The 24,517-nt window shown below is 45.9% G+C and carries 23 protein-coding genes and 1 rRNA gene; 5 read left to right on the top strand and 19 right to left on the bottom strand.

The window, feature by feature from the left end:
* From OIU26_RS25440 to OIU26_RS25425, 4 genes are all read right to left on the bottom strand, one after another.
* Positions 1-265, bottom strand: a 265-nt coding sequence (locus OIU26_RS25440; protein WP_264218379.1) for a hypothetical protein, incomplete at its 3' end; no start/stop codon positions are given.
* Positions 266-337: 72 nt separating this feature from the next.
* Positions 338-2,407 carry a BspA family leucine-rich repeat surface protein gene (locus OIU26_RS25435; RefSeq protein WP_264218378.1) on the bottom strand — a complete coding sequence of 690 codons (2,070 nt, stop codon included), beginning with the start codon at positions 2,405-2,407 and terminating at the stop codon, positions 338-340.
* Positions 2,408-2,919: 512 nt separating this feature from the next.
* A complete protein-coding gene (locus OIU26_RS25430; RefSeq protein ID WP_165084328.1) occupies positions 2,920-3,273 on the bottom strand; it encodes a hypothetical protein in 354 nt (117 codons plus the stop codon).
* 464 nt (positions 3,274-3,737) lie between these two features.
* Positions 3,738-4,466: a glycosyltransferase family 2 protein gene (locus tag OIU26_RS25425; protein ID WP_165084330.1), complete on the bottom strand. Its 729-nt coding sequence runs from the start codon at positions 4,464-4,466 to the stop codon at positions 3,738-3,740.
* A gap of 258 nt (positions 4,467-4,724) precedes the next feature.
* On the opposite strand from OIU26_RS25425, the gene OIU26_RS25420 reads away from it, so the two are divergent.
* Complete coding sequence (locus tag OIU26_RS25420) at positions 4,725-5,558, top strand: class I SAM-dependent methyltransferase (RefSeq protein ID WP_264218377.1); 834 nt, start codon at positions 4,725-4,727, stop codon at positions 5,556-5,558.
* A gap of 108 nt (positions 5,559-5,666) precedes the next feature.
* Here the strand turns inward: OIU26_RS25420 and OIU26_RS25415 are convergent, their stop codons facing one another.
* Together OIU26_RS25415 and OIU26_RS25410 are read right to left on the bottom strand one after the other, a co-directional pair.
* Complete coding sequence (locus OIU26_RS25415) at positions 5,667-8,843, bottom strand: S-layer homology domain-containing protein (protein ID WP_264218376.1); 3,177 nt, start codon at positions 8,841-8,843, stop codon at positions 5,667-5,669.
* Positions 8,844-9,069: 226 nt separating this feature from the next.
* Positions 9,070-10,212, bottom strand: coding sequence for a GNAT family N-acetyltransferase (locus OIU26_RS25410; RefSeq protein WP_264218375.1), 1,143 nt, complete (start codon positions 10,210-10,212; stop codon positions 9,070-9,072).
* Between the two features lie 415 nt (positions 10,213-10,627).
* Between OIU26_RS25410 and OIU26_RS25405 the strand changes: the two genes are divergently transcribed.
* Complete coding sequence (locus tag OIU26_RS25405) at positions 10,628-11,497, top strand: aminoglycoside 6-adenylyltransferase (RefSeq protein ID WP_264218374.1); 870 nt, start codon at positions 10,628-10,630, stop codon at positions 11,495-11,497.
* A gap of 103 nt (positions 11,498-11,600) precedes the next feature.
* Here the strand turns inward: OIU26_RS25405 and OIU26_RS25400 are convergent, their stop codons facing one another.
* From OIU26_RS25400 to OIU26_RS25345, 12 genes are all read right to left on the bottom strand, one after another.
* The gene (locus OIU26_RS25400) at positions 11,601-11,945 is read right to left on the bottom strand and encodes a cupin domain-containing protein (RefSeq protein ID WP_016818451.1); all 345 of its coding nucleotides are present in this window, start codon (positions 11,943-11,945) and stop codon (positions 11,601-11,603) included.
* Positions 11,946-12,059: 114 nt separating this feature from the next.
* Positions 12,060-12,395, bottom strand: coding sequence for a YolD-like family protein (locus OIU26_RS25395; protein WP_016818450.1), 336 nt, complete (start codon positions 12,393-12,395; stop codon positions 12,060-12,062).
* A gap of 12 nt (positions 12,396-12,407) precedes the next feature.
* Positions 12,408-12,602, bottom strand: a complete 195-nt coding sequence (locus OIU26_RS25390) for a hypothetical protein (RefSeq protein ID WP_017428465.1) — start codon at positions 12,600-12,602, stop codon at positions 12,408-12,410.
* A gap of 104 nt (positions 12,603-12,706) precedes the next feature.
* Positions 12,707-13,195, bottom strand: coding sequence for a hypothetical protein (locus OIU26_RS25385; RefSeq protein ID WP_016818449.1), 489 nt, complete (start codon positions 13,193-13,195; stop codon positions 12,707-12,709).
* 84 nt (positions 13,196-13,279) lie between these two features.
* Positions 13,280-13,642: a response regulator gene (locus OIU26_RS25380; RefSeq protein ID WP_014599711.1), complete on the bottom strand. Its 363-nt coding sequence runs from the start codon at positions 13,640-13,642 to the stop codon at positions 13,280-13,282.
* A 355-nt stretch (positions 13,643-13,997) separates the two neighbouring features.
* Positions 13,998-14,996 (bottom strand): metal ABC transporter substrate-binding protein, encoded by a 999-nt coding sequence (locus OIU26_RS25375; protein ID WP_264218373.1) that lies wholly within the window; start codon positions 14,994-14,996, stop codon positions 13,998-14,000.
* A gap of 35 nt (positions 14,997-15,031) precedes the next feature.
* Positions 15,032-15,880: a metal ABC transporter permease gene (locus OIU26_RS25370; RefSeq protein ID WP_014599709.1), complete on the bottom strand. Its 849-nt coding sequence runs from the start codon at positions 15,878-15,880 to the stop codon at positions 15,032-15,034.
* Positions 15,826-16,533 carry a metal ABC transporter ATP-binding protein gene (locus tag OIU26_RS25365; RefSeq protein ID WP_170973163.1) on the bottom strand — a complete coding sequence of 236 codons (708 nt, stop codon included), beginning with the start codon at positions 16,531-16,533 and terminating at the stop codon, positions 15,826-15,828. The genes OIU26_RS25370 and OIU26_RS25365 overlap by 55 nt, the downstream gene beginning before the upstream one ends.
* Before the next feature lie 216 nt (positions 16,534-16,749).
* Positions 16,750-17,772: an ABC transporter substrate-binding protein gene (locus OIU26_RS25360; RefSeq protein WP_264218372.1), complete on the bottom strand. Its 1,023-nt coding sequence runs from the start codon at positions 17,770-17,772 to the stop codon at positions 16,750-16,752.
* Positions 17,773-17,793: 21 nt separating this feature from the next.
* Positions 17,794-18,627 (bottom strand): ABC transporter ATP-binding protein, encoded by an 834-nt coding sequence (locus tag OIU26_RS25355; RefSeq protein WP_264218371.1) that lies wholly within the window; start codon positions 18,625-18,627, stop codon positions 17,794-17,796.
* Positions 18,624-19,736, bottom strand: coding sequence for an iron ABC transporter permease (locus OIU26_RS25350; protein ID WP_264218370.1), 1,113 nt, complete (start codon positions 19,734-19,736; stop codon positions 18,624-18,626). Before OIU26_RS25350 ends, OIU26_RS25355 begins: the two co-directional genes overlap by 4 nt.
* The gene (locus OIU26_RS25345) at positions 19,733-20,818 is read right to left on the bottom strand and encodes a CobW family GTP-binding protein (protein WP_264218369.1); all 1,086 of its coding nucleotides are present in this window, start codon (positions 20,816-20,818) and stop codon (positions 19,733-19,735) included. The genes OIU26_RS25350 and OIU26_RS25345 overlap by 4 nt, the downstream gene beginning before the upstream one ends.
* Positions 20,819-21,049: 231 nt before the next feature.
* On the opposite strand from OIU26_RS25345, the gene OIU26_RS25340 reads away from it, so the two are divergent.
* The 3 genes from OIU26_RS25340 to OIU26_RS25330 are packed head-to-tail and all read left to right on the top strand — an operon-like array spanning position 21,050 to position 24,165.
* Complete coding sequence (locus OIU26_RS25340; RefSeq protein ID WP_264218368.1) at positions 21,050-22,051, top strand: permease; 1,002 nt, start codon at positions 21,050-21,052, stop codon at positions 22,049-22,051.
* A gap of 8 nt (positions 22,052-22,059) precedes the next feature.
* The gene (locus OIU26_RS25335) at positions 22,060-23,037 is read left to right on the top strand and encodes a TIGR03943 family putative permease subunit (RefSeq protein ID WP_264218367.1); all 978 of its coding nucleotides are present in this window, start codon (positions 22,060-22,062) and stop codon (positions 23,035-23,037) included.
* Between the two features lie 18 nt (positions 23,038-23,055).
* Positions 23,056-24,165 carry a CobW family GTP-binding protein gene (locus OIU26_RS25330; protein WP_264218366.1) on the top strand — a complete coding sequence of 370 codons (1,110 nt, stop codon included), beginning with the start codon at positions 23,056-23,058 and terminating at the stop codon, positions 24,163-24,165.
* A 236-nt stretch (positions 24,166-24,401) separates the two neighbouring features.
* Here OIU26_RS25330 and rrf read toward each other — a convergent pair.
* Positions 24,402-24,517 (bottom strand): 5S ribosomal RNA (rrf, locus tag OIU26_RS25325).

Raw genomic sequence — 24,517 nt, 5'->3', positions numbered from 1 at the left:
ACGCCTTGAACTCCTTGAGGGCCTTGGTCGCCTTGGACGCCTTGAACTCCTTGAGGGCCTTGGTCGCCTTGGACGCCTTGAACTCCTTGAGGGCCTTGGTCGCCTTGGACGCCTTGAACTCCTTGAGGGCCTTGGTCGCCTTGGACGCCTTGAACTCCCTGAGGTCCTTGGTCGCCTTGGGCTCCCTGAACTCCCTGAGGGCCTTGGTCGCCTTGGACACCTTGAACTCCTTGAGGGCCTTGGTCGCCTTGAGGGCCTTGAGCACCTAGAGGGCCTTCAGCACCTTGTGGACCTAGAGGGCCTTGAGCACCTAGAGGGCCTTGAACACCTTGTGGACCTAGAGGGCCTTGGTCGCCTTGGACACCTTGAACGCCTTGAGGGCCTTGATCGCCTTGGGCTCCTTGAACTCCCTGAGGTCCTTGGTCGCCTTGGACACCTTGAACGCCTTGAGGGCCTTGGTCGCCTTGGGCTCCTTGAACTCCCTGAGGGCCTTGGTCGCCTTGGACACCTTGAACGCCTTGAGGTCCTTGGTCGCCTTGGACGCCTTGAACTCCCTGAGGGCCTTGGTCGCCTTGGGCTCCTTGAACTCCTTGAGGGCCTTGGTCACCTTGGGCTCCCTGAACGCCTTGAGGTCCTTGGTCGCCTTGGGCTCCCTGAGGTCCTTGGTCGCCTTGAACGCCTTGAACACCCTGAGGTCCTTGGTCACCTTGGGCTCCTTGAACGCCTTGAACACCCTGAGGTCCTTGGTCGCCTTGGGCTCCCTGAACTCCCTGAGGGCCTTGGTCGCCTTGGACGCCTTGAACTCCCTGAGGTCCTGGGTCACCTTGGACACCTTGAACTCCTTGAGGTCCTTGGTCACCTTGGGCTCCTTGAACTCCCTGAGGTCCTTGATCGCCTTGGACTCCCTGAGGTCCTTGGTCACCTTGGACGCCTTGAGGTCCTTGATCGCCTTGGACTCCCTGAGGTCCTTGGTCGCCTTGGGCTCCCTGAACTCCTTGAGGTCCTTGGTCGCCTTGGACGCCTTGGACACCTTGAACTCCTTGAGGTCCTTGGTCGCCTTGGGCTCCTTGAACTCCTTGAGGCCCTTGGTCGCCTTGGGCTCCTTGAACGCCTTGAGGTCCTTGATCGCCTTGGGCTCCTTGGACGCCTTGAGGTCCTTGATCGCCTTGGGCTCCCTGAACACCCTGAGGTCCTTGATCGCCTTGGGCTCCCTGAACACCCTGTGGTCCTTGGTCGCCTTGGACGCCTTGAACTCCCTGAGGTCCTTGGTCGCCTTGGACACCTTGAACACCTTGAGGTCCTTGGTCGCCTTGGACGCCTTGAACTCCCTGAGGTCCTTGGTCGCCTTGGACGCCTTGAACGCCTTGAGGTCCTTGGTCGCCTTGAACGCCTTGAGCTCCCTGAGGTCCTTGATCGCCTTGGACGCCTTGAACTCCCTGAGGTCCTTGATCGCCTTGGGCTCCCTGAACACCCTGAGGTCCTTGATCGCCTTGGGCTCCCTGAACACCCTGTGGTCCTTGGTCGCCTTGGGCTCCTTGAACGCCTTGAGGTCCTTGATCGCCTTGGTCGCCTTGGGCTCCCTGAACACCCTGTGGTCCTTGGTCGCCTTGGGCTCCTTGAACTCCTTGAGGTCCTTGGTCGCCTTGGGCTCCTTGAACTCCTTGAGGTCCTTGGTCTCCTTGGGCTCCTTGAACTCCTTGAGGGCCTTGGTCACCTTGGGCTCCTTGAACACCCTGAGGGCCTTGATCGCCTTGGGCTCCTTGAACTCCTTGAGGGCCTTGGTCGCCTTGGGCTCCCTGAACTCCCTGAGGTCCTTGGTCCCCTTGAACGCCCTGAACACCCTGAGGTCCTTGGTCGCCTTGGGCTCCCTGAACACCCTGAGGTCCTTGATCGCCTTGGACACCCTGTGGTCCTTGGTCGCCTTGGGCTCCTTGAACGCCTTGAGGTCCTTGGTCGCCTTGGGCTCCTTGAACTCCTTGAGGGCCTTGGTCACCTTGGGCTCCTTGAACACCCTGAGGGCCTTGATCGCCTTGGGCTCCTTGAACTCCTTGAGGTCCTTGGTCGCCTTGGGCTCCCTGAACTCCCTGAGGTCCTTGGTCCCCTTGAACGCCCTGAACACCCTGAGGTCCTTGGTCGCCTTGGGCTCCCTGAACACCCTGAGGTCCTTGGTCGCCTTGGGCTCCCTGAACTCCCTGAGGTCCTTGATCGCCTTGGGCTCCCTGAACACCCTGAGGTCCTTGGTCGCCTTGGGCTCCCTGAACTCCCTGAGGTCCTTGGTCGCCTTGAACACCTTGAGCACCCTGAGGCCCTTGAACACCTTGAGGTCCTTGGACACCTTGGACGCCTTGAACACCTTGAGGTCCTTGAGCACCCTGAGGCCCTTGAACACCTTGAGGTCCTTGAACACCCTGAGGTCCTTGGACGCCTTGATCGGTTCCTAAAAGTTCATCAGATACTAACCGATGCGCAGGTACTAATTGCCCCAATGCATCTTTACCCCAAACAGAAATTTGAGTTTCATCCTCTGCTGGCCCGCTTGTGGTAAACACGAATTCAAATGCGTCGAAACCTGCAAAGAAATTCCTAGTTAAAACCACATTGGGCCCCACTGCCACTAGTTGTTGTACATATAATGTTCTGCTACCGTTTAAAATAAAACCCTCAATTAAAACAGTAGAAGAATTTACAGAATCTCGGTTATCTATTTTTACAGTGACCAGTTGGGTGGGTCTGACTCCTAGAACAGGATCGTTTGCAATGGGTCCAGTTGATAATACTGCCATTTAGGTACTCCCTCCTCTCTAGTAAAAAGCAAATTATTTTTGTGAACAACGATCTTTCTCAAGACCCTGTTCCCTCTATTTTATGTCTCAACCATTTGCTGCGATTGTGGTTCTATCTCTATACATATGTTGAGTTTTAAGACCCTAGTTGCTCATCCGCAACAATACGCTGAACATCAATGATTGTACCGCTCGCGTTTTTTCCCCAAACTGAAATATCAGTACTTTCTTCTGCTAAACCGCTTGTGTTAAAAACGAATTCATATGCGTCGAAGTTCGCTAGATAATTTCTCGTAACAACTGCATTGGGGGCTAAAGCTATTTGTTCTAGTACATACAATGTTCGTAAACCATTTAAAATGTAGCCCTGAATTAAAATAGTTGAAGAATTGACCAAATCACGGTTAATTATTTTAACGGTAACCTGCTGAATAGGCCTGATCCCACTAACAGGACTATTCTCAATAGGTCCAGTTGATAATACAGCCATTAAGTTCATCTCTCCTTTTCTATTTATTAACTACAAATCCATATTATATAAAAATACTATATATATATATTGAACTAAAAAATATATTTAGACCTTTATCTACTATATTTTTTAAAGTTCAATCTATATAGAACAGAATAGGGATTAATGTAGCTCCATGTATCATATTAATAACTTGTTACATATGATTGTTTGTTTACCTATTAAAATTAAAATAGATATTTACTTATTCAAGCCGTTTTTAATTCTGGGGACATTAAAAGGCAGTGACCGAGCATTAAGCAAGCTGATTCACCAATTTCTTTTCCAACCATAAAAAAGGATAAAGGCACCCTGAGAAAAAAGTGCCTTTATCCTTGTAGATCAATTTCAAATAAACTATACTCTCTTGCAAGCACGTTTACACAGAAACAGTGAAGGTTATAATAGTTACTTACAAATGTCACTTGCGACAACAGCTCATGCTACAACACTCTTACAGATCTATTTTTTAAATCCTTAAATTGTCCCATTTTTTGTTTTTCATCCCACAAATAGTGAAATCCCCATCGATTAGTGGTATCCCCTTCCCGTAGCCCTTGTTTCAAGGCTGAGAAACGTGAATTCAGATAGTCAAATCCCAAGTATTTATAATGTAACAATAGTACTTCATTATTAGATGGCTTTATTACATTCCCAGCAGGTTCAGCAGTATGCCTACCAGGGCTAAAATTTATTTCTTGAATCGCACTTGGATTAAATATTTGAGGCTTATCGTACGTTTGACTTCTTACACCATTCCTTACCGTTTCATATAATGGTTGCTGGCTATTAGGAAAAAAATCAGAAACCATTTCATAACCATTAGGGACAATCAATGTTATCCCTTTCGAAGTACATTCCTGCAAATATGTTCTAAGGTTAGGGTGATAAAAATGTTCATCTACGTCACAGATAATAATCCAGTCTGCCTTATTCCTACTTTCTTTCCAACATTGGTTGAATAGATCTTGTGCTGATCTCACGACCGAATTACCTTCGATCTCAAATCTATTCATATTTACTTTGGGATGTGCCTTTAACATGGATATAGAATTATCAGTCGAGTCATTATCGAAAATGTAATATTGGTCGGCTATATTATCATAGTGCTTAAAAAAAAACGGGAGCATCTTTTCTTCGTTCCAGCATAATGCGTATACATGTATGATCACGTATTCTTCCCCTCTCAAACTCATATCTTATGGATCGACTTGCTTGATAATATATGCAATTTATATTTGTGGGGTTCAAATCGTGGATGATGAGCTTTACTGCTTAGCAAAAGCCAACCCGGACCCCAAATTGGCTTTTTATAGGTATCCTAAGTTCATAGTTGGTAAAAGTGGATACCTCTTCAAAGGTACGGTAGACTTGTTCTTGATGTTAGTGCTATTGTTATATTATTCCAATCATATGAGGTGAGATGCACTATGTTCGAAAAAGATACGCATGAAATTCTGGCTTATTATGATGGCGGTGCAGAAATAGGCAGATTAGAGCGAGGCATCGGAAAAATAGAGCTGGAAAGATCAAAAGAAATCATTTCCCGTTATCTCAGCAAGTCCACTCATGTTATTTATGATATCGGCGGCGGTATAGGGGTCTACTCTTCGTGGCTGGCAGAACTGGGATATGAAGTTCATCTATTTGATCTTTCTTCGCAAGCCATTGAATTTGCTCGTCAGCAGCAACTGAATAAACCCATTATCAGCAAGCTGGAAACCGCAGATGCCAGAAATATTGATCGTAAAGATGAAAGCGCGGACATCGTGCTATTGATGGGACCTTTATATCATTTAACAGAACAGAAGGAACGAGTAAAAGCCCTGCAAGAAGCAGCGCGTGTCTTAAAAAAGGGGGGAACGCTGATTACTTCGGCTATTTCCAGGTTTGGCTCGTTACTGTGGGGGCTATCGGTGTACGGCGAGTGCAATACCATTTTAGAGGAAGATGCATTCATGGATATGGTCAGACAGGAGTTAACAGATGGTCAGCATGTACGACCGGCGGCTTATCCCTCTTTTATCACACGCTCCTACTTTCATACACCGGATGCCTTGCGTGCAGACTGGCAGGCGGCTGGATTGCAGGAGCCTCGTGTTTTGGGTGTGGAAGGCCCCGTCTGGATTGCACCCGGATATGAAGAAAAATGGGCGATTCCCTCCCATCGCAGACGTTTGCTGGATATAGCACAGCAGGTTGAAGAGCAGGAATCCGTGATCGGTATGAGCCCGCATATGCTTGCCGTAGGTACCAAGTCTTAAAGCTCATCAACTATATGGTTGATGGATTGTTGTACAACATAACAATTGTCACGTTGCTTCTCAACCAAAAAGACGAGCCACATAGGCTCGCCTCTACATCATTCCAGATTACTGCTCCAAACTTTCCAATACGGTTTTAATTTCGCTGTTCAAACTAAGTGCATTATAAATCGCAGTCAAGGCTTCAGCACGTGACGCATGATACTTAGGTCCAAACTGACTCGTACTTATACCCGAAAGCACACCAGCTTGTGCTAATTGTTTAATCGTATCAGCTGCAAAAGAAGTGGACAGGTCGGTGAAGCTTTTTTCATTCGAGGTGTCCTTTTTCAATCGGTCTAAATCCAAGATCCGCGCCAAAATGGCAGCCATTTCTTGACGAACGATCGTTTGGTCTGGTCTAAATGTACCGTCCTCATAACCGTTTAATACTCCTGCTGTGGTCAGTTTTGTTATGGCATCCTGCGCCCAGTGATCCCCAATATCGTTCAAAACCACAGGCTGGTTTCCACCACTAATATCGAAGATTCTAGAGATAATAGTAGAAAACTCTGCACGGGTAATTTCACCATCAGGTCTGAAACTGCCATCCTTATATCCATTTACGATACCCAGCTTTGAAAACGTATCGACCGTCTTTTCTGCCCAATGTCCTTGTAGGCCTGACGGTTTAACATTAGTAGAAGAATTTAAAGCAGATTCTGCTTTAGATTTTATATTCTGCAGTACTTTGTTGTCTGCAACCACTACGTTACTGTTGAATATGTCTTGCACAGGAACAGTTGGTTCAGTCACCAGTTCTTCAGGCACAGCTACTGGTTCTTTAGATACAGTTACCGATGAAGATGATACAGCTGATGTTGCCGTATTGCTGCTGGAATCATCGCTAGAATGGTCACTGTTTCGATGGTCAGACCCGCTACCGCTGGAACTACTGGAATCACTGCCAGCATTATTGGGTGCGGGAGCAGTAACAGCTGTTACGGTAATTGGAACGTTAAATCTATATCCGCTGTATGTGGCGGAAATTACCGTGTTCCCTTCTGAAAGTGCTCTAATCTCTCCCTGATTAACCGTAGCGACATTCGCATCGCTGGAAGTCCAAGTTGCTTTATCACTGACATCTATCTCTGACGAGTCTGATTTTACAACGTTTGCTATAACCCGTTCTGTATCCCCTACTAGCATTTTTCTATTATTGATAGAAGCACGCAATTCTGTGTAATTGTCATCTGTTTGTACCGGATCTGGTGTTGGTACGGGATCTGGCGTTGGCACCGAATCTGGTGTTGGCACCGGATCTGGCGTTGGCGCCGGTTCTGGCGTTGGTGTTGGATCTGGCGTTGGTACTGAGTTGATAGAGAATGAAGCGGTAGCTGTCGAGTTCTTCACATCTAATGCTCCGTTGGTTGTGCCGTTATCAATCACAGTATAATCAAAACTTGCCGGGCCCTGGTAGTCTAAATTCGGAGTGAATAACACAACCGATCCGTCTAGAACTACCGTCCCACCTTGCGCATTTTCTACCGATGCGATGCTAAGATGTTGTAAGCTCTCATTCACAGGGCCTGCCGTGTCGTTCGCTAAGAGTTCATCAACAGCGATAGATTGTGCTCCTGCATTTGCCGATAACGATGGCAGTGTATCATTCACAGCTATCGGACTGTTGTTTACCTCACTTACAGTGATTCTGGCTTGGTTCGGCTCGCTGATCCCTGTTCCAGCCATATCTAGCGATGATTGTACTTCGAAACTGAAATGATCACCTGATGGAGAGTTAGCATAAAGATTTGGCGTAAATTTAAGCCCTGTTTCGCCATCCCCTACAGAAATGAATTGACCATCTCGGATTTCCATTACCCCATCGTTTTTATAGAGGGTTCCACCAATAATGTTTGAGATTCTAAAATACGACACGTCAGATCCATCCACTTGATTACGAGTAAGGATCAGTCCGTCAAAGCTTTGCTTGTCTTCCTCTGTCAAAGCGTCTGTCACATTAGGGACATCAGCGACAGAATTGACCGCAAAGGAGGCTTGCTTGTCCACCGACTGCGGGACTGAGACGCCGTTCGATGTTCCATCATCGGTGACGGTAAAAGAGAAGCTAGCGGTTCCATTGAAATCCGACTGAGGTGTAAAAATCACATTGGTTCCATCCAAACGTACAGCCCCTCCTGCAATGCTGCTGACTGAGGATATCGTTAGATGTTGACCATTCTCATTCGGACCAGCAGACGCATGCGCAAGCAGTTCTGCAAAAGGGATGGTCCGCTCTCCTGAGTCTTCTGAAATGGAGGATAGCGTTTCGTTTTGAGCTGTCGGAGCATCGTTTACTTCCGTAACATGAACAACAGCCCTAGTAGCATCGCTTAGTCCATCCCCCGTTGCACTCTGGGCCGCCTTTACATCGAACGAGAAGGTATCTCCCGCTGCATTGTTGGCGTTTGCCATAGGCACAAACCTCACGCCATCGCTGGCTTCTGCTGCCGTGATAAAAGTTCCATCAGGAATCTCCGTTACCCCATCACTATGATACAGCTTGCCCCCGATAACGTTCGTAACTTGATAATGTGTCACTACCGTTGAATCTTGCGGGTTTGGTGTAATGGTTATATTGGATGTCGGGATATCTTCTTCAGTAGTTACAGCAGCTACCTCAGGCATTTTGGATACAGCGGGCAGGGCTGCTGTTTCCAATATCAACTGGGGAATATCTACGCCGTTGTCATCGGCTGAATATGTAATTTCCGAATAGTCTCCAGGGTTCCCTTCTTCATTGGCAAGCAATGCAAAGGAGACAATATCATCCGTCTGTTGTTGTACAAAATGGGTAACATCAAAATCAACCCAGCCTACTTGAAGGTCTGAGCCTGTTTTCGTATTCAAAGGCTGATCCGTCGGGTTCAGTGGAAAAGCTTCGTTGCTCCAAACATCGGCAGTCGATCCATACACGGTCAAAAAAGGATTCAAGTTATAGCTATAGCCGATGGAAGAGATATGAATACGCAAGGTTGCCTTCGTTACAACCTTACCAGTCAGCTCGGGCATTTCAAACTGAATCGCTGATCGGTAATATCCTAACACTGTGTCCGAAGACCTGCCAACATAGTTTTCTGGAGCATCCATCCAAGTGTCAGACTTGCTCCATGTTCCGTCTTGGATTAATTTGGGTTGTGCGGTTAGTGCCGCACCAGCATCTGCCACCGAGATGGCCGATGAGAAGATTAGTGATACTGCTGTCAATGCATATGTGAATCGTTTAGTAGACTTGCAAAAATGCATACCTTTCCTCCTATTGAAATAAATCTATGATTGCTGCTTGTATTATACAATGTCGTCACTGAACAAATTCTGAACAATTCTTTTAAGCACGATGACTGGAAGACGCTTTCTTTGTGAAAGATACCACTAATGAAACAAGGTTTTATGAGTTCCCTCTTTAGAAGCTCTTCTCCAACAAGAAAAGGCCGCCAGATATGGCGGCCTTCCTCTATTGCATTTTATCCTTTTATTCAATCGATTCAGTAAGAATACGAGCAATCTGCTCGCTGTTTGCTTCCTTATAAATAAAATTATGATAATGTGGCTGATGGATGTCTCTCCACCCCTTCTGGATTGCCTTCTGATAATAATGTTGTGCGCGTTCTTGTTCACCCGTTAAATAAAACATGCAGGCGGCATTCCAATATAGCCCCGCATCTCCATTCCAATCCCAGCCTTGATCAAGTGCTTGTGCATAACTCCAGGCTGAGCGGGCGTAATCAGGTGCTATACCATATTTTATATTGCCATGCATATAATAGTTCCCGTTCACCAGAAGATTATTTAAGGGAAGATTCCATCCAAACAGAACCGGAAAATCCCCAAACAATGTAAAGCCTACAGATAAGGCTGTTCTTTGAGAAGCTATATTATCGGACCAGCACTGCCAGCCGACGCTGGCGATCCCCCGTTGTTTGGCCAGAGAAAGCGCACCGAGAGCTACCTTTCGGGCCCATCCTTTTTTTTGATAGCTCGCAACAGTTTGAATGCCTAACTCACACTCTTGACCCACGACCCAATCGGTTAAGCACCAGCTAACAATGGCCGGGCCTTCCTCCGTATGTTGAATGGCAGCGCATCCAAATCCACCTTTTTCATAAGCGGCTTGAGAGGGCCAACCGTCCAGGATCTCATGAATGATATCCTCAAGACCCGCTAGATGCCGCTGCTTTAATAGTTCACGATCTATTGCTATGATATCCTCCCCAAACGGGCCAGCTACGCCTTCCAAGTGCTGAGTAAACGTCATTCGCCCACTCTTCATCGGTCGTATACCCTTCATCACAGTTTCAAGAGCAGCTTCCCACTTCTCATCTGTCGGGTAATATAGCACGTAGTCTAATTCTCCTTTGGATGCCAGTTGAGGTAATAGGATTTCTTGAAGCAACATGTTGATTTCTTTAAAGAAGACTTTATTATCCGGACTTCCTCCCAGAAAAATACCTTGGGGGTTGCTCAATACAGCGGTATCCCCATCATTAGATAAAAAAATCCTACCCGGTATGGTGCCGCTAATGACACCTTGAATCGATATGTGATGCCTCATTGTATCAAAAAGACCGAATGCCTTATAAAAACAAGATCCCGCAAGTTCCATTCCTTGAATCATGTGATGAGCACACATTTGTCCGAGTTGCCTCCCATAAACCTATGAGAGATTCTTATTCTTCTAAATACATAAACCTCTCATAAGCTTTTTGATTTGTTTGTTCGTTTTCAAACATCATCACTCCTTTAAACGTATTAGAGGATTAGGCTCTAAGATGGTCTGTACTTGATGCCTCGCTTCATTATGGATAAAACATACAATTCGGTCAAGTGTACATTCGGTGATGAACATACCTCTCCCATACAGTTGAATGGCTTCCATGGATAGGCTATTGTAAGGATAGGATACTTTTCCCAGATAAAAGAACTTACAGGAGGTCGTTTTTCTTGATGATCCTTGAACTGGTGGCCTTTATTTCTACTGCTGTCTTGTCTACGTTTTTTTCCTTTCGATACCGCTTGTGGAGACGACTATAGTGAGAAGTGAACAAGAGATGCTGCATACCATTCTCCAATTTGCTCAAGAGGACGAACGAGTACGTGCTGTGATTATGAATGGTTCACGCGCCAATCCACATGCTCAACGAGATATTTTTCAGGATTATGACATCGTCTTTCTCGTATCTTCCATGGACAGCTTTATTCAGGAACGTGGCTGGATTCACCACTTTGGAGAATTGATCATTATGCAGACGCCCGATGAACATGCGGAGCCTACTGTGACGTCCCGTGATCGCTTTGCTTTTCTTATGTTATTTACGGATGGCAATCGCATAGATCTTACCCTCTGCCCTGTGGCTAACATCGACAATTGGCCTCGAGACAGCTTAAGTGTACTGCTCCTAGATAAAGACGGACTGGTGAAGCCTTTTCCACCGCCAAATCTTCAAGATTATAAGACAGTCCCTCCAACCGCCCAAACCTATGCAGATTCCTGCAATGAGTTCTGGTGGGTCAGTACTTATGTGGCTAAAGGACTATGGCGGCATGAGCTTCCCTATGCCAAATTCATGTTAGATCGACCTGTAAGAGATGCGCTTCACTTCATGCTGGAATGGCATATGGGTATACAAACCGACTTCACGGCAGATCCAGGTAAGCAGGGAAAATATTTCGAGAAGCACCTTGAGCCTGAACATTGGACGGCCTACATCCAAACATTTGCGGATGCAGATTATGAACATATGTGGCAGTCTCTTTTTATCATGGGTAATTTATTTAGAGAAGTTGCCCAGAAGGTGGCGAACCATTATGGTTATAGATACCCGATTGAGGACGATCAACGTGTAACAAACTATCTTTATCACGTAAAAGCTCTCCCTGCAGATGCAACGGGCATCTATTAAAGAAAAAAACCAGTCGGGCACTTGATTTACATGTGCTAGCCTGGTTTTTTATACTCTAACATTATTTGACCTATATACGTTTGGAATCTGCTGTCTCCTAATATTAGTTTTCGGTCAGAACCCGGTCGCCTCTGCTCGCAGGCTGAGAGATAACCAAAAATTCAACATCCTCACTCGTTTCATTAAACATTTGATGAGGCACCATAGGAGGAACCTCACACCCTTCCTGAGATCCTAATTGGATGCGTTCACCATCCACTTCAAGTACCGCTGCACCTGATAAAATAAAGAAAAATTGGCGCGCATGATGATGATAATGTCTGACTTCATGTGTATTTCCCGGCATGCGCTCATGAATAATACTCAAATCATCATTTTTCACCAAGCGCCAACCATCACATTGTTCTCCCCATATATAATGTTCAGCATTATGTTTACTTATTTTCAAATTGACTCCCCCTTTGTAGTTACAGTTTTATTGTAAATCTGGATTCACTGAGCTACAATCTTAATTATAAAAAACGATAGAACCCATGTAAAAAAACTCTGAGTCCGACCATTTTTAGATATCCGCCTCGATAATTTCCTCCAACTTAATCCAGCTAAAATCCTCTTCCCCACGAGATAGCTTCACTTCTCGCCGACTTGTGTTAATCACTGTAACCAGTCCGCGCAGCTCCTCATCATCAAACGGATTAAACACTCTTAGTGTAATAGGCTTCCGTTCGTTATAGGATACGATAATGGCCTGTTCAATCTGCTGTATCTCCTGATCGTCCAGTGTCGGCTTGCCGCGTCTTCCCTGCTCCTTCATCAGTCTTACATATGCCTCCCGATGCTCAGGCAAAATCATACGCGAGCTTTCCCATATGCCATTTCCTTCAAGCTTTTTTCCCATCGTAAGCCCCTCCTATGCTGTTCTGGTTACCGGATGCCATGCCAATACATGATCTAATCGAAAAACACGTGGCTGACCAGTTTGCAAACAGGTGGCCCGGATCAAACCATTCTGCACACGATGCACTTCTATCTGCCGATGAGACAGTTTGCCCTTTCGGTCCATATACACGATTTCCACGATCTGTCCCACATATTTCTCCAGCATCATCCTTCACTCCTCATCAGAACGTTTGTTTGTATTATATGCGAACATGCGTTTGATTATCAATGTAAAAAAATCCCCTGAGGGAGTGGCCTCTCTCAAGGGATTTAAAACTCGTAGGTGGACAGCTTAATATCCTCTTTATTCAAATCTTTCAGCGGATACACAGGGCCATTCCAATAAGTCAAAATATTAAGTGGCTCATTAGTACCATGCTCCTTTAAAGTGTGAGATAATTCGAGCAATACATGTGGAAGTTGATAAGAGCTTGTTAAAAATTGATATTCTTCTGGACTTTCGCAGTCTTCTGCTCGATAAAATACAAAGTAACCCTCGGTATAATCCCCAATGAGTACAATATAACGAGCAAGAAACATAATTTCACCATTGGCAAACGGAATGGAAAATGTCGAAGCAGAGATTAAATCTGTCTCTAATGCCTCTATACGAACGGTGAGTTCATTGTTTAGAGCATCCATTTTTCCCCTTTGTTCACTGATGAGGTGTTCATAATTTACAGGAACAAGCCCCCCACTCTTGATCGTAGCGATCAGTTCATCTATAAATACTTTTTGAGACAATACTCGATTGCTCATCCTATTCATCTCCATATTCGTGAAAAATAAGTATGGAACTCCCGCTTCAACATGTTCAGTATTATGTATTAAAAGCTTGATTCATTAATTATCCAGCATTTTTGTGACTGCATTCACGACCCTTTCCATCTCAAATGGCTTAACAATAAAATCTTTTGCTCCTGCCTTAAATGCTTGTATAATGGCTTCCTGCTGACCCAAAGCAGAACACATTAAGATGTTAGCTTTAGGATCAAGCTCTACAATCTTTTTAACAGCCTCAAGCCCATCCATTTTAGGCATATTAATATCCATGGTGATTAAATCTGGTCGAAAGTGTGCATATTTCAAAACTGCATCATACCCATTTTCCGCTTCTGCAATAACAGAGTGACCTAAATCCAACAGAATATCCTTAAGCACAGAACGCATAAATAAAGAATCATCCACTATTATAACTGTTGCCAAGTTAACCTCTCCAATCCGTTGTCTTATGAAATGCACGCCCAAACTTCAATATCGGTGAAAAAACTAGTTATATTAATAGAAAGAATCTGTAAAAAGAAAAACGCTACCATTGAATTATAAAAAGAATTTAAAACTAGCTACTACAGCATTAATTTCAATAAAAACGTTTCGCAATGATGTAAATCATCTCTATAGTATGAAGATTACAAAGTACTAGGTATACAGTGAACCCTTAGCACTATGCAGGCGAATTTAAAAGTGAGAAGAATCATTGGATCGACTCCTTAAACAGGCATAAAAAAAGACGCCGCTATTATGCCGACGTCTTTTTTTAAACTATTCGTTTAAAGTTCGCTTATTCATTCAGAGCTTTTTTCAAAGCCTCCAGGTTGTTTTTCATTACACCCAGGTAATCTAGATTCTTCTGCTTGTCTTCATCTGTCAACCCTTCAAGCGGATTCAGCACATCCGTTTTCGAACCAATTTCCGTAGCTACGGTCTCGGCAACCTTCGGATCAACCAATGTTTCAAAGAAAATTGTCTTTACATTATTTTCTTTAGCAAACTTGATAATACCTGCCAATTTGTCCGGTGTAGGCTCTTGCTCTGGAGATAAACCAGCAATGGGTACTTGGGTCAGACCATATTGCTTCGCCAAATAGCTAAAAGCAGCATGCTGCGTAATAAAGTCTTTACGTTTTACATCTTTCAGACCCGTTTTGAACTCGTTATCCAGTTCTTTCAGCTTAGCGATATAAGCATCAGCGTTTTTCTCATAGTCTGCTTGGTTTGCAGGATCGGCTTTTACAAGCCCTGCTTCTATAGCTTCTACTTCTTTTTGAGCTAAGACCGGATCAAGCCATACATGAGGGTCCAGCACATGATCGTGATCATGGCCTTCCTCTGCGTGTGCTTCTTCTCCTTCTTCTTCCTCAGCAGATCCTTCCATCAGGTTCAACCCTTTGCTTGCTTCCACTACTACACGCTTATCATTCGATGCACTACTCAAAGCCTGTTCTGCCCAACCTTCGACGATCCCGTTATAAACAAATACATCAGCATCCTTAACCTGTGCCATATCCTTGGCGCTTGGCTCCCAGTCATGCGGCTCAGCACCGGCAGGAATCAACGCAGCTACGTTAGCATGATCTCCGGCAACTTGCTTGGTAAATTCATACATTGGATAAAAAGTGGTGACCACATTCAGTTTTTTACCACTGTCCGCTGTTTGTGCCGTATTAGGTTCGGTTTGGGATGCATTCGTGGCTGCATTATCAGATTTAGCTCCGCAACCGGCCAAAATAAGTGCTAGCCCCGCAGACAATACAAATGATTTTTTGAACCATGTATTCATATTCATAACTCCTTATGTTTTAGTTTTTTATAAGCTCACTGACCTGCCGTATTCTTACGTCGTGAAGCCTGTTGCTTGCCAAGCTTACGGACCAGCTTTTGAATACTAGCTCCTACGATCAGGAATAATAATAGCACCATAGCAATCGTCCCCCCTGGGGGTGTGCTGAGTTCATATGATGCGGTTAATCCCATAAATACGCCGATCAATGCGGTGATCATGGATATCCAGATAGCTGCCGCAAAGCTCGGTGCAATTCGAATCGCCAGGGCAGCAGGCAGTACGATTAATGAGGAGACGAGCAGCACACCGACAATCGGCATGGCTGCAGCTACAATCATCCCTGTTAAAATACTAAACGCAAACGAGATAGACTTGACAGGAAGACCATTGGTCTTTGCCGTTTCTTCATCAAAGGTAATCTGATACAAAGGGCGTCGGAACACAAAAAAGAAAATACCACCGATGACAGCCACAACGATCATTAACATCAGCTCTGTCTGATTGACGGCTACTACCGAACCAAACAAATAAGCGGAAAAGCCTTTGTTGATGCTCTGATTCAGATTCATTAAAATAACAGCCGTCGAGAGGCCGCCTACCATTATAATAGCCACAGAAATCTCACTATATGTTTTATAAGACCTGCGGACGTATTCAACAATAATCGCGCCGATCACGGCAACAATAAATCCAGTTATCGTCGGGTTAATCCCTAAATAGGCACCTGCTGCCACCCCTGCCAGCGATACATGCGATAGCATGTCCGCCATGAGAGCCTGGCGCCGTAGCATCAGGTAAACTCCAAGCACCGAGGCCAGCAGTGCAATTACCCCACCGGCACAAAATGCCCGCTGCATGAAGTCGTAGTGCAGCATTTCCATCCGCCATCTTCCTTCCTTTCAAGCTCAATAATACGATCCAAATAATGTTGCACTTCCGATAGTCCATGTGTAACCATGACTACGGTTCTTCCATATTCCTTAACCTGTTGATTCATCAGATCGTAGAAGTGATGTCGGCTTTCCTGATCCATTCCGGTCGTAGGCTCATCCAAAATGAGCAAATCCGATTCCTGAGCAAGTGCCCTTGCCACACAAATACGTTGCTTCTGTCCACCAGACAATTCGCCGATTTTGCGATGCCGTAAATCCCACATCCCTACCTGACGAAGCGCCTGTTCTGTCAGATCATGATCCTCAGCCCGCATCCGGCGCAGCCAAGAGCCATGAGTGTATCTACCCGAACGGACAAATTCCAGAATGGTACTTGGAAACCCTCCATTGAAGGCAGCAATTTGTTGTGATACAAATCCGACAACGAGCTTTTTGCCTTCACCTGTACGGTCGGACATAAACACTTTGCCCTTCCAAGGCTGAAGTAAACCGAGCAGCAATTTGAGCATCGTCGATTTAGAAGCACCATTCGGTCCGGTAATAGCCACAAATTCTCCGGAAAAAATTTCAACATTGGCATCCACCAAGTTAGGAACATCTCCGTAGCCAAATGTGACCTGTTCCAATGAGGCCAATAACATGATACAAATCTCCTTTTCCTTTAAAAAGCCTGGAGCCATCTGAGCGGTCATCATAGCGCAGATTCTCCAGGTCGTTTATGATCATTAAACCATCTACCGTAATTATTACGATTTGGTAATAAAAAAATAAGCGCTTGATAAACGTAACCTTTACGCATTAGCAAGTTTAACAGTTTAGGCAAGGTTCGTCAATGTTTTGGCAACTCTTTTGTTTGTTTATTTCACTTTGTCCGGGTACAAGCCTACAGCCAAGGTTTTCAGTGCAATCGGAGCACGCACGCCTTCAGCTGCTGCGGATAGAGGCAACACCACAAACCGTTTGTTTTTGATCGCTTCGACACCAGCTAGTGCAGGCTTGCTCAACAGCAGCTTTTCTTTATCAGCCAGTGAAGTATCTCCGTAGTCGAGAATAATAATAACATCAGGGTTGCGGTTTACGACCTCTTCCCAGCTTACTTCCGTAAAACTTTTGTCGATATCATCAAAAATATTTTTTGCCTTCACACTTGTAATCAAAGACGTCAGATAATTGTTGGCAGCCGTAAATGGCTTGTCTTCGCCGCTGTCATAGACAAAAACCTTGGGTGCCCGTTCAACCGTACCAATTTGAGTCTGAATGGACTGCACTTGTGCACGAATGTCATTTACAAGTTTTTCTGCGCGCTCCTCAACCCGGAAAATACGTCCAATATTTAGTATATCCCGATATACATCTTCTAGTATAGGACCCGGCTTATTGGAGGATTCCTGTACATAGGTTTGCACGCCCTGTTGGGCAAGCTCCTCACGGGAACCCAGATTTTTATCATTAAAGGCACTCTTCCAGCCCGCGTAGGCAAAATCCGGTGCAGCAGCCATAAACACCTCTTTGGACGGATATTGTTTGGCCAGAACCGGGATTTTATCATATTGATTCTTATATTTAGGCAAAATCTGATCATCCAAATATGCAGTTCCTACCATAGAAGATTCCAGCCCAAGGGCCAGCATAACTTCTGTCGCATGCTGGTTCAATGTAACCGCGCGTTTGGGCGCTTCGGGAAATACCATTTTTACACCCATATTCTCAATCTCTACTGCCTTCTCTTGGGCCGTTGATTGCGATGCATCAGGTTGCTGCCCGTTTGCAGATGAATTTGTGGTTTGAGCCGTGTTTCCTGCTGTGCAGGCCGATAACAACAGCATCATCGCCAAAGCAAGCATAACCAGCGGCAATGCGGGTTTGCTATATTTATTCATATGTACCGTCTCCTCTATCATTCACAGTTTAACTGACTTCATCGGATCACCATTTGTTCTGTTAATGTCGTGGACGGCTCCACCTCTGAGAGAATCCGGTAAAAAGGTAATACTCGGTTTCCCGGTCTTCGGATGAATGCGAATTTCTGTTTCCACCCCGAATACACTGCGTAGCAGGTCAGGCTGAAGCACATTTTCTGTTATGCCGGAGGCCACCACCTTGCCTTCTTTTAATACATACAATCGGTCACAATAACATGCCGCCAAATTTAAATCATGCAGTGCAGCTAAAGCAGTGATCTGAAGTGTTTTGACCAAATCGAGAATTTGCAGCTGATACCGGATATCGAGATGATTCGTCGGCTCGTCTAAAATGAGAAATTTTGCCTGCCCGGCCAAAGCTCTGGCGATCAATACCCGTTGCTTTTCACCGCCCGACAGGGTAGCAAACCCCTGATCCGCTTGAGCATTCATGCCTACCCGCTCCAGCGCCTGCTCAACCAGTTCATGATCGAAGATGGTATCTGCTTCCAGAAGCCTCTTATGAGGATGGCGGCCCATCAGGACGATGTCCCGTACTGAAAAATCAAACGTTTGGGGCGCATCCTGACTTACCACTGCCATTTGTCGTGCCGTCTCTTTGTACTTCATCCGTAGTAAATCCTGGCCATCCAGCGTCACCAAACCACTATCAGGTCTTAACACACGATACATATTCTTAAGCAACGTCGATTTGCCGCTGCCATTGGGACCTATCAGCCCGACCAGCTCTCCCGTTCTCACCTGGAGACTGATACCGTCGATCAATCGTTTATCGTGAATACTGAAGGTCACGCATTCGACTTCTATATTCATTTTTCGCCTCCAAACGAGTAGGAGCTGCGCCGCAGCAGCCATACAAAAAAGGGTCCCCCGCACACAGCTGTTACAATACCAATCGGCAGTTCCTGCGGAGCAAGCACGAGCCGGGCACATACGTCTGCCCACACGACAAAGATAGCTCCCAGAAGCAGGCTGACAGGCAGGACACGTCGATGATCCGATCCCACTATTAGCCTAACGATGTGTGGAATCATAAGCCCGACAAAGCCAATTGAGCCACTAACTGATACGACTGCCCCGGTTAAAAGGGAAGCGACAACAACCAATAATACACGGAACGCCTGCACGTTCACACCGAGCGTTACGGCGGCTTTTTCCCCCGTTAGCAAAGCATTCAGTGAACGGTATCGGGTTAAAAGGACGGCCGTTCCAACGGTTATAATGAGGCTTGGAATAAAAAGCGTATCCCATTGAGCGCCTGCCAGACTTCCCATCATCCAATACATCGCGTCACGGATGCCTTTTTCATTCGGAGCCATCGTAACGATAAAGCTAGTCACAGCCGACAGCATCATAGATACCGCTACCCCTGCCAATAGCAAGCGGGGCGTCGATATACGCCCGGCCACACGAGCCAACGCGAACACCATGAGCATTGCAGCTAAGGAGCCTATAAAAGCAGATAGGGGCAGTGCAAGTCGTCCCAAAAATCCAAAAGCTCCAAACACAATAACTAACGTCGCTGTCACTGAAGCCCCCGACGAGACTCCTAGAATATAGGGGTCCGCTAACGAATTGCGAATTAATGCCTGTATAGCCGCTCCGGTAACAGCAAGCCCTGCTCCCACGACAACACCTAGCAGCACACGCGGAAAGCGAATTTCCCAGACGATATATTGCTCCGGTTTGGTCCATGTCATGGGTACCCACTGATCCAGCCAGGGCAGATGGGACAGCGCAATTCGCCATACTGTCCCTGGAGCGACAGCCACAGGTCCCAGCATGACTGCGAGTGTAACTGACAGCACCAGCACAGCAGTTAGCAGCAACAGAATTGTTGTAAATCTCCATGGAGGCTTCCCTGCTAGATCAGCTCGAGAATTAGCCTTGGATGAATAATCGCTGCTTGTTCTCGAAATCATGAACTAGCCAGTGGCTTTACAGCCGCTTCCAGCCTTTTCAATCGTTCCTCGATCTCAGAAGCAGAGAAATTCTCGCCCATAATAACCGCTACATCGTTCACTGGCTTTTGCGGTCGGATCGGAATGATTTCCAGCTCACGATAGGCAAATTGAAACATCATCTGACCCTCCGATTCCAAGAACCGAACAATTCCTTTGGCCCGGTAAATTTCAGCAGGCAAACTGCGGAACAACTGTTCAAACTCGAATCGTGACACAGGTTGTCCAAAAAAATGCGTATGAACAACTACATGGTCGTAGGAATGATAATGCTCTCCGTGTTTGTGGTCATGGTCGTGATGCTCAGGCTCATGATAGTCATGAGGATGATGGTCTGTATGGTCATCATGACCATACGTGTGAAGACGATTTTCCGCATGATGATCTTTCCCGATATCGACTGTGGACTCCTTTTGCCGCGAAACATCCATCCGTTTCTCTCCTTGAATGGAGAAAAAGGTAACCGGATCTACGTCACTCCGCTCCGTGCTTACAGTCAAAGCATAAGGATTTAATTCTTTTACAAAGGCCTGTACTTTCTGCAATTCTCCCGCAGCCAATAAATCAGTCTTGTTAATAATCAGTTTGGAAGCACATCGTAGCTGATCCTGCATCAAACGAAACGACTTGCTTCTCTCACTACCCAAGGAAAAATCCAGAAATTGACGCGCGTCCATGACCGTGATAACAGATTGTAAAACCATAGAAGAATATATAGAGGCATCTGTCACTGCATCTACAATCTCCATTGGATTAGCCACTCCGGTACATTCTACAATAATCACATCCGGCTTATATTCCTCAGCAAGATTCATGAGCTCGACGCCCAAATCCCCGCGAATGGTACAGCATATACAGCCACTGAGCATTTCCTTCATGGGGGCTTGGTCGTTCACTAAACTGCCGTCCAGATTAACATCACCCAACTCATTCATCAAAATAGCTGGCTTGAGACCCTGCTCCTTGTAGTAAGCCAGCGCATGCTGAAGAAGAGTTGTTTTCCCGCTGCCCAAAAATCCGGATAAAACAACAATCGGTATCATATAATCCTCCTTGTCTTTACAGCACTAATATGGATCGTACCGTAAAAGTTTTCTTCTTGCAATCATTTGACGATTTTTAATCGTAATAATTACTATTAACAAACATAAATATATATGGCCATGCTTTGAATTGTCAATATAGGAGGTGATTCAATCATAATCCTGCGGCATGATTGTCCCAACACAGGCATAGGATGTAGATAAGAATCCTTATTCCCAAGGAGATGTGGAATGAAAAACAGTACGCTGTTGAAGATGCTGCCTTTTATGATTCCCTTTGCCTTTCTCATCCCTGTGCTTATTACGCTATCTCCTCAGTGGCTTCGTTTGTTAGGTATGGGGCAGCTGCAGTCATTAAAGACGGTATTTATGGGTATTTTTCTGGAGGCTGTTCCGTTTCTCCTGATCGGTGTACTTATCTCATCCCTTTTGCAGTGGCTTGTACCGGAGACATGGATTCGCAAAATAGCGCCTGCGCATCGTGTGCCGGGTGTCCTGCTCGCCTCCTTGCTAGGTATGCTGTTTCCCATCTGTGAGTGCGGCATGATCCCTGTCGTTCGCCAATTAATGCTCAAGGGAATGCCTGCCTATATGGGTATCACTTTTATCTTAAGCGGACCTATTATCAATCCCGTAGTACTGGCTGCCACGATGATGGCTTTCCCTTCCCACCCTGAGGTCACTGTCGTTCGAATGGGTTTGGCCTTTGTCGTTTCCGCGACCATCGGATTGATCGTATATGCCTTTGTGCGTGTGCATCCGCTCAAACGGTCGTTGCTCTCTTTTAACCAGCAAAAGCAGAACAATCAGATTCATCAGCATAACCGCACATGGCGAGGATTTTTTGTACATGCTGGCGATGAGTTTTTGGACATGAGTAAATATCTCATTATCGGCGCATTATTGACAGCTTGCATCCAAACCTTTATCCCACGTGATGAAATGCTTTCCTTAAGCAATGGAACGGCCGGCTCGTACGCCTTTATGATGGGCTTTGCCTATGTGCTGTCGCTGTGCTCCACCTCCGATGCCTTTGTAGCTACTGCTTTTTCGCATACCTTTACACTGGGTCCACTGGCAGCCTTTCTAGTACTCGGCCCGATGCTTGATTTCAAAGGCACACTCATGCTACTCAGCACCTTTCGCACCAAATTTGTCGTGATCTTGGGCTTGCTCATTATTTCACTCGTTCTGATCGGCTCTATAGCTGCTGAATGGTTATTGGGGAGGTAAATACAAACATGAATTCAACCTTTAGCATCCGCTGCCAATATGGCATACGCTCCTTGCTCATGATCGGATTAGCTGTATACATCATCACATTACACCGCACGAGTGCACTTCATTACTACTTGGCTCCGCACATGCAAAAGCTGCTTTTACTCTGTCCTGTGCCACTTATGTTCATCGCTTTGGCGATGGCATGGCACGTAATCGTGGGAGGGCCGGATGGTCAAGATGTATGCGATTGTGAGCATCCGTTACCGCAAAGCTGGTTTAAAAAAACACTCGTATATGGAATGCTGCTCATTCCGCTGCTATTCGGCTCACTGCTGCCCAATCAGGCGCTTGGCAGTGATATGGCAGCCAAAAAAGGTATGTCCTTCACCTATCCCAACCCGGATATCCGACGAAAAACAGACATACAAACCACGAACACACCCGCCTCCTCCCTTGTATCAACTACATCTTTCACACCAACTTCGCTCCCACTAAGGGGAAAATGGAGTCAGGAAGCGCTGGATAAGCTGTTCGTTCCGCCGGATGAGTACAATGTAGAGTTCGCCGAGCTGGCGAAACGTCTGTATCAGCAACCCGTTATACAGATCCATCCGGAGATTTTCTCCGAAACTATAGGAGCGATCGAACTGTATAAGCACGCTTTTCAAGGAAAAAAGGTACAGGTGACTGGCTTTGTCTATAAAGACGACAACCTACCGGGTAAAGGTCTATTTGCAGTAGGAAGATTTCTCGTTATGTGCTGTACTGCCGATGCTATGCCATTCGGGATTATCGTTCAATCCCAGAACCCTCCATCCTTTGACAAGGATACCTGGGTGACTATTGAAGGAACACTGCATGCAACGCAAAAGGGCAATACACCCGTACTTGAAATTCGATCCAATAAAATAACGACTGTCAAGCAGCCAGAATCTCCTTATGTCTATACCCAGGCAGACTCGGTAGCAACCTATGATCGCTTGAATGCAGCGAACTAAACCCACCAAGGAGGAAAAATGATGAACAAGGTTCCTGTTATATTAATCAGTGGTTTTCTTGGAAGCGGCAAAACAACGCTACTTTTGCGGCTGTTAGCCCATACTCGCCAGATTCCCCTTCGTGCTGCTGTTTTAATGAACGAAATGGGCGAATATGATGTAGACAGCGCTATTATTTCAGAGGAAATGCCTGACGTAACAGTGGAAGGACTGCTAGAGGGCTGCATTTGTTGCAGCAAAAGAAATGAGCTGGCTGGCGCACTGCATACCCTACTCATCCAAAAGCCGGATGTGATCTTCATGGAGACCACCGGAGTAGCCAACCCCGAGCAAGTGTTGGAGGAACTTCGTTCTCCACTGCTGGCAGATCGGCTGTATCTGGTTCACAGCATCAGTGTGGTGGATGCTGTGCTGTTCCATGAATACAACAGCCGCTTTACTGCAGACAAGGAGCTGGTTCGGACTCTGCATGGACAGCTTCGCTCCGCCGACTTCATTGTGGTGAACAAAACGGATGTCGCAAGTAGCCGTGAAGTGGCTAAGGTCGTCAAGAACATCCGCAAGCTCAACAATACAGCTAAGCTACAAACTACTGAATACAGCCGCGTTGACCTTGGACCACTGCTGGAACCTGTCCTGACCTCCGTACTGGTTGATCCGAAACCTGTACAAGTATTTCAACATACATCTGCACAAGTGCAGCCCAACGATGCAGAAGCAACGCCTACCCCAATTCCCGCCAAAGATAATGAAAGACCTAGCAGTACCTTCAAAAATACCGCATTCAAAGTGATCTCTGCACATCCTCATAACCACAGTCATGATCGTAACCGTCCCCCTTCCTTTTCCCGTCTGGAGAGTTTAACACTGCATCAATATTCTCCTCGGCCATTAGAAAAGCAACGATTAGAAGACTTCCTGACCGGGCTAGGTTCCTCGCTTCTTCGAGCGAAAGGTTATTGTGTGCTCCCATATGAGGGCACAATGCTTCTGCAATTCTCAGGAAGTCACTTGGAATGGCAACCCACCGCACTTCCGGTGAGCCAGGGATATGTCACACTCATTGGAGAACAGCTTGACAAAGCATCCATTACTGACCAATGGGAGCAGTGCTTCGTTTCGCTGTAATCGACAGATCGGCTCAAGATGAAATTCCCCTCCGAAATGTCTACGAAATTAAGTTATAAAAGGCTGTTCCTTTGACCTTTAAAAGTCATGGAACAGCCTTTTTTCGTAACTATCACAAATTTGCATATACGCATTATATACCTATAGGACGTTATGTTGAATGATAGGAAAATAAAAAAGCCGTCGAAGCTTTCTCGACGACCTGAGTACGACTATGCAGAGCCATACTATTATTTGCTTGGCAACGTCCTACTCTCCCAGGACCCTGCGGTCCAAGTACCATCGGCGCTGGAGGGCTTAACGGTCGTGTTCGGGATGGGTACGTGTGGAACCCCTCCGCTATCGCCACCAA

It is taken from the genome of Paenibacillus sp. BT-177 (genome assembly GCF_025846815.2).
GTDB lineage: Bacteria > Bacillota > Bacilli > Paenibacillales > Paenibacillaceae > Paenibacillus > Paenibacillus polymyxa_C.
Note: the sequence above shows the minus strand (reverse complement) of the source record. Positions and strands in the feature narration are given on the sequence as shown.

What these genes read in the sequence shown, in the direction of transcription:
- OIU26_RS25430 (WP_165084328.1), bottom strand. Translation starts at nt 3,273, where the DNA reads ATGGCTGTATTATCAACTGGACCTATTGAGAATAGTCCTGTTAGTGGG.
- OIU26_RS25420 (WP_264218377.1), top strand. Translation starts at nt 4,725, where the DNA reads ATGTTCGAAAAAGATACGCATGAAATTCTGGCTTATTATGATGGCGGT.
- OIU26_RS25415 (WP_264218376.1), bottom strand. Translation starts at nt 8,843, where the DNA reads ATGCATTTTTGCAAGTCTACTAAACGATTCACATATGCATTGACAGCA.
- OIU26_RS25410 (WP_264218375.1), bottom strand. Translation starts at nt 10,212, where the DNA reads ATGATTCAAGGAATGGAACTTGCGGGATCTTGTTTTTATAAGGCATTC.
- OIU26_RS25395 (WP_016818450.1), bottom strand. Translation starts at nt 12,395, where the DNA reads ATGGGAAAAAAGCTTGAAGGAAATGGCATATGGGAAAGCTCGCGTATG.
- OIU26_RS25390 (WP_017428465.1), bottom strand. Translation starts at nt 12,602, where the DNA reads ATGCTGGAGAAATATGTGGGACAGATCGTGGAAATCGTGTATATGGAC.
- OIU26_RS25385 (WP_016818449.1), bottom strand. Translation starts at nt 13,195, where the DNA reads ATGAGCAATCGAGTATTGTCTCAAAAAGTATTTATAGATGAACTGATC.
- OIU26_RS25375 (WP_264218373.1), bottom strand. Translation starts at nt 14,996, where the DNA reads ATGAATACATGGTTCAAAAAATCATTTGTATTGTCTGCGGGGCTAGCA.
- OIU26_RS25370 (WP_014599709.1), bottom strand. Translation starts at nt 15,880, where the DNA reads ATGGAAATGCTGCACTACGACTTCATGCAGCGGGCATTTTGTGCCGGT.
- OIU26_RS25365 (WP_170973163.1), bottom strand. Translation starts at nt 16,533, where the DNA reads ATGTTATTGGCCTCATTGGAACAGGTCACATTTGGCTACGGAGATGTT.
- OIU26_RS25360 (WP_264218372.1), bottom strand. Translation starts at nt 17,772, where the DNA reads ATGAATAAATATAGCAAACCCGCATTGCCGCTGGTTATGCTTGCTTTG.
- OIU26_RS25355 (WP_264218371.1), bottom strand. Translation starts at nt 18,627, where the DNA reads ATGAATATAGAAGTCGAATGCGTGACCTTCAGTATTCACGATAAACGA.
- OIU26_RS25350 (WP_264218370.1), bottom strand. Translation starts at nt 19,736, where the DNA reads ATGATTTCGAGAACAAGCAGCGATTATTCATCCAAGGCTAATTCTCGA.
- OIU26_RS25345 (WP_264218369.1), bottom strand. Translation starts at nt 20,818, where the DNA reads ATGATACCGATTGTTGTTTTATCCGGATTTTTGGGCAGCGGGAAAACA.
- OIU26_RS25340 (WP_264218368.1), top strand. Translation starts at nt 21,050, where the DNA reads ATGAAAAACAGTACGCTGTTGAAGATGCTGCCTTTTATGATTCCCTTT.
- OIU26_RS25335 (WP_264218367.1), top strand. Translation starts at nt 22,060, where the DNA reads ATGAATTCAACCTTTAGCATCCGCTGCCAATATGGCATACGCTCCTTG.
- OIU26_RS25330 (WP_264218366.1), top strand. Translation starts at nt 23,056, where the DNA reads ATGATGAACAAGGTTCCTGTTATATTAATCAGTGGTTTTCTTGGAAGC.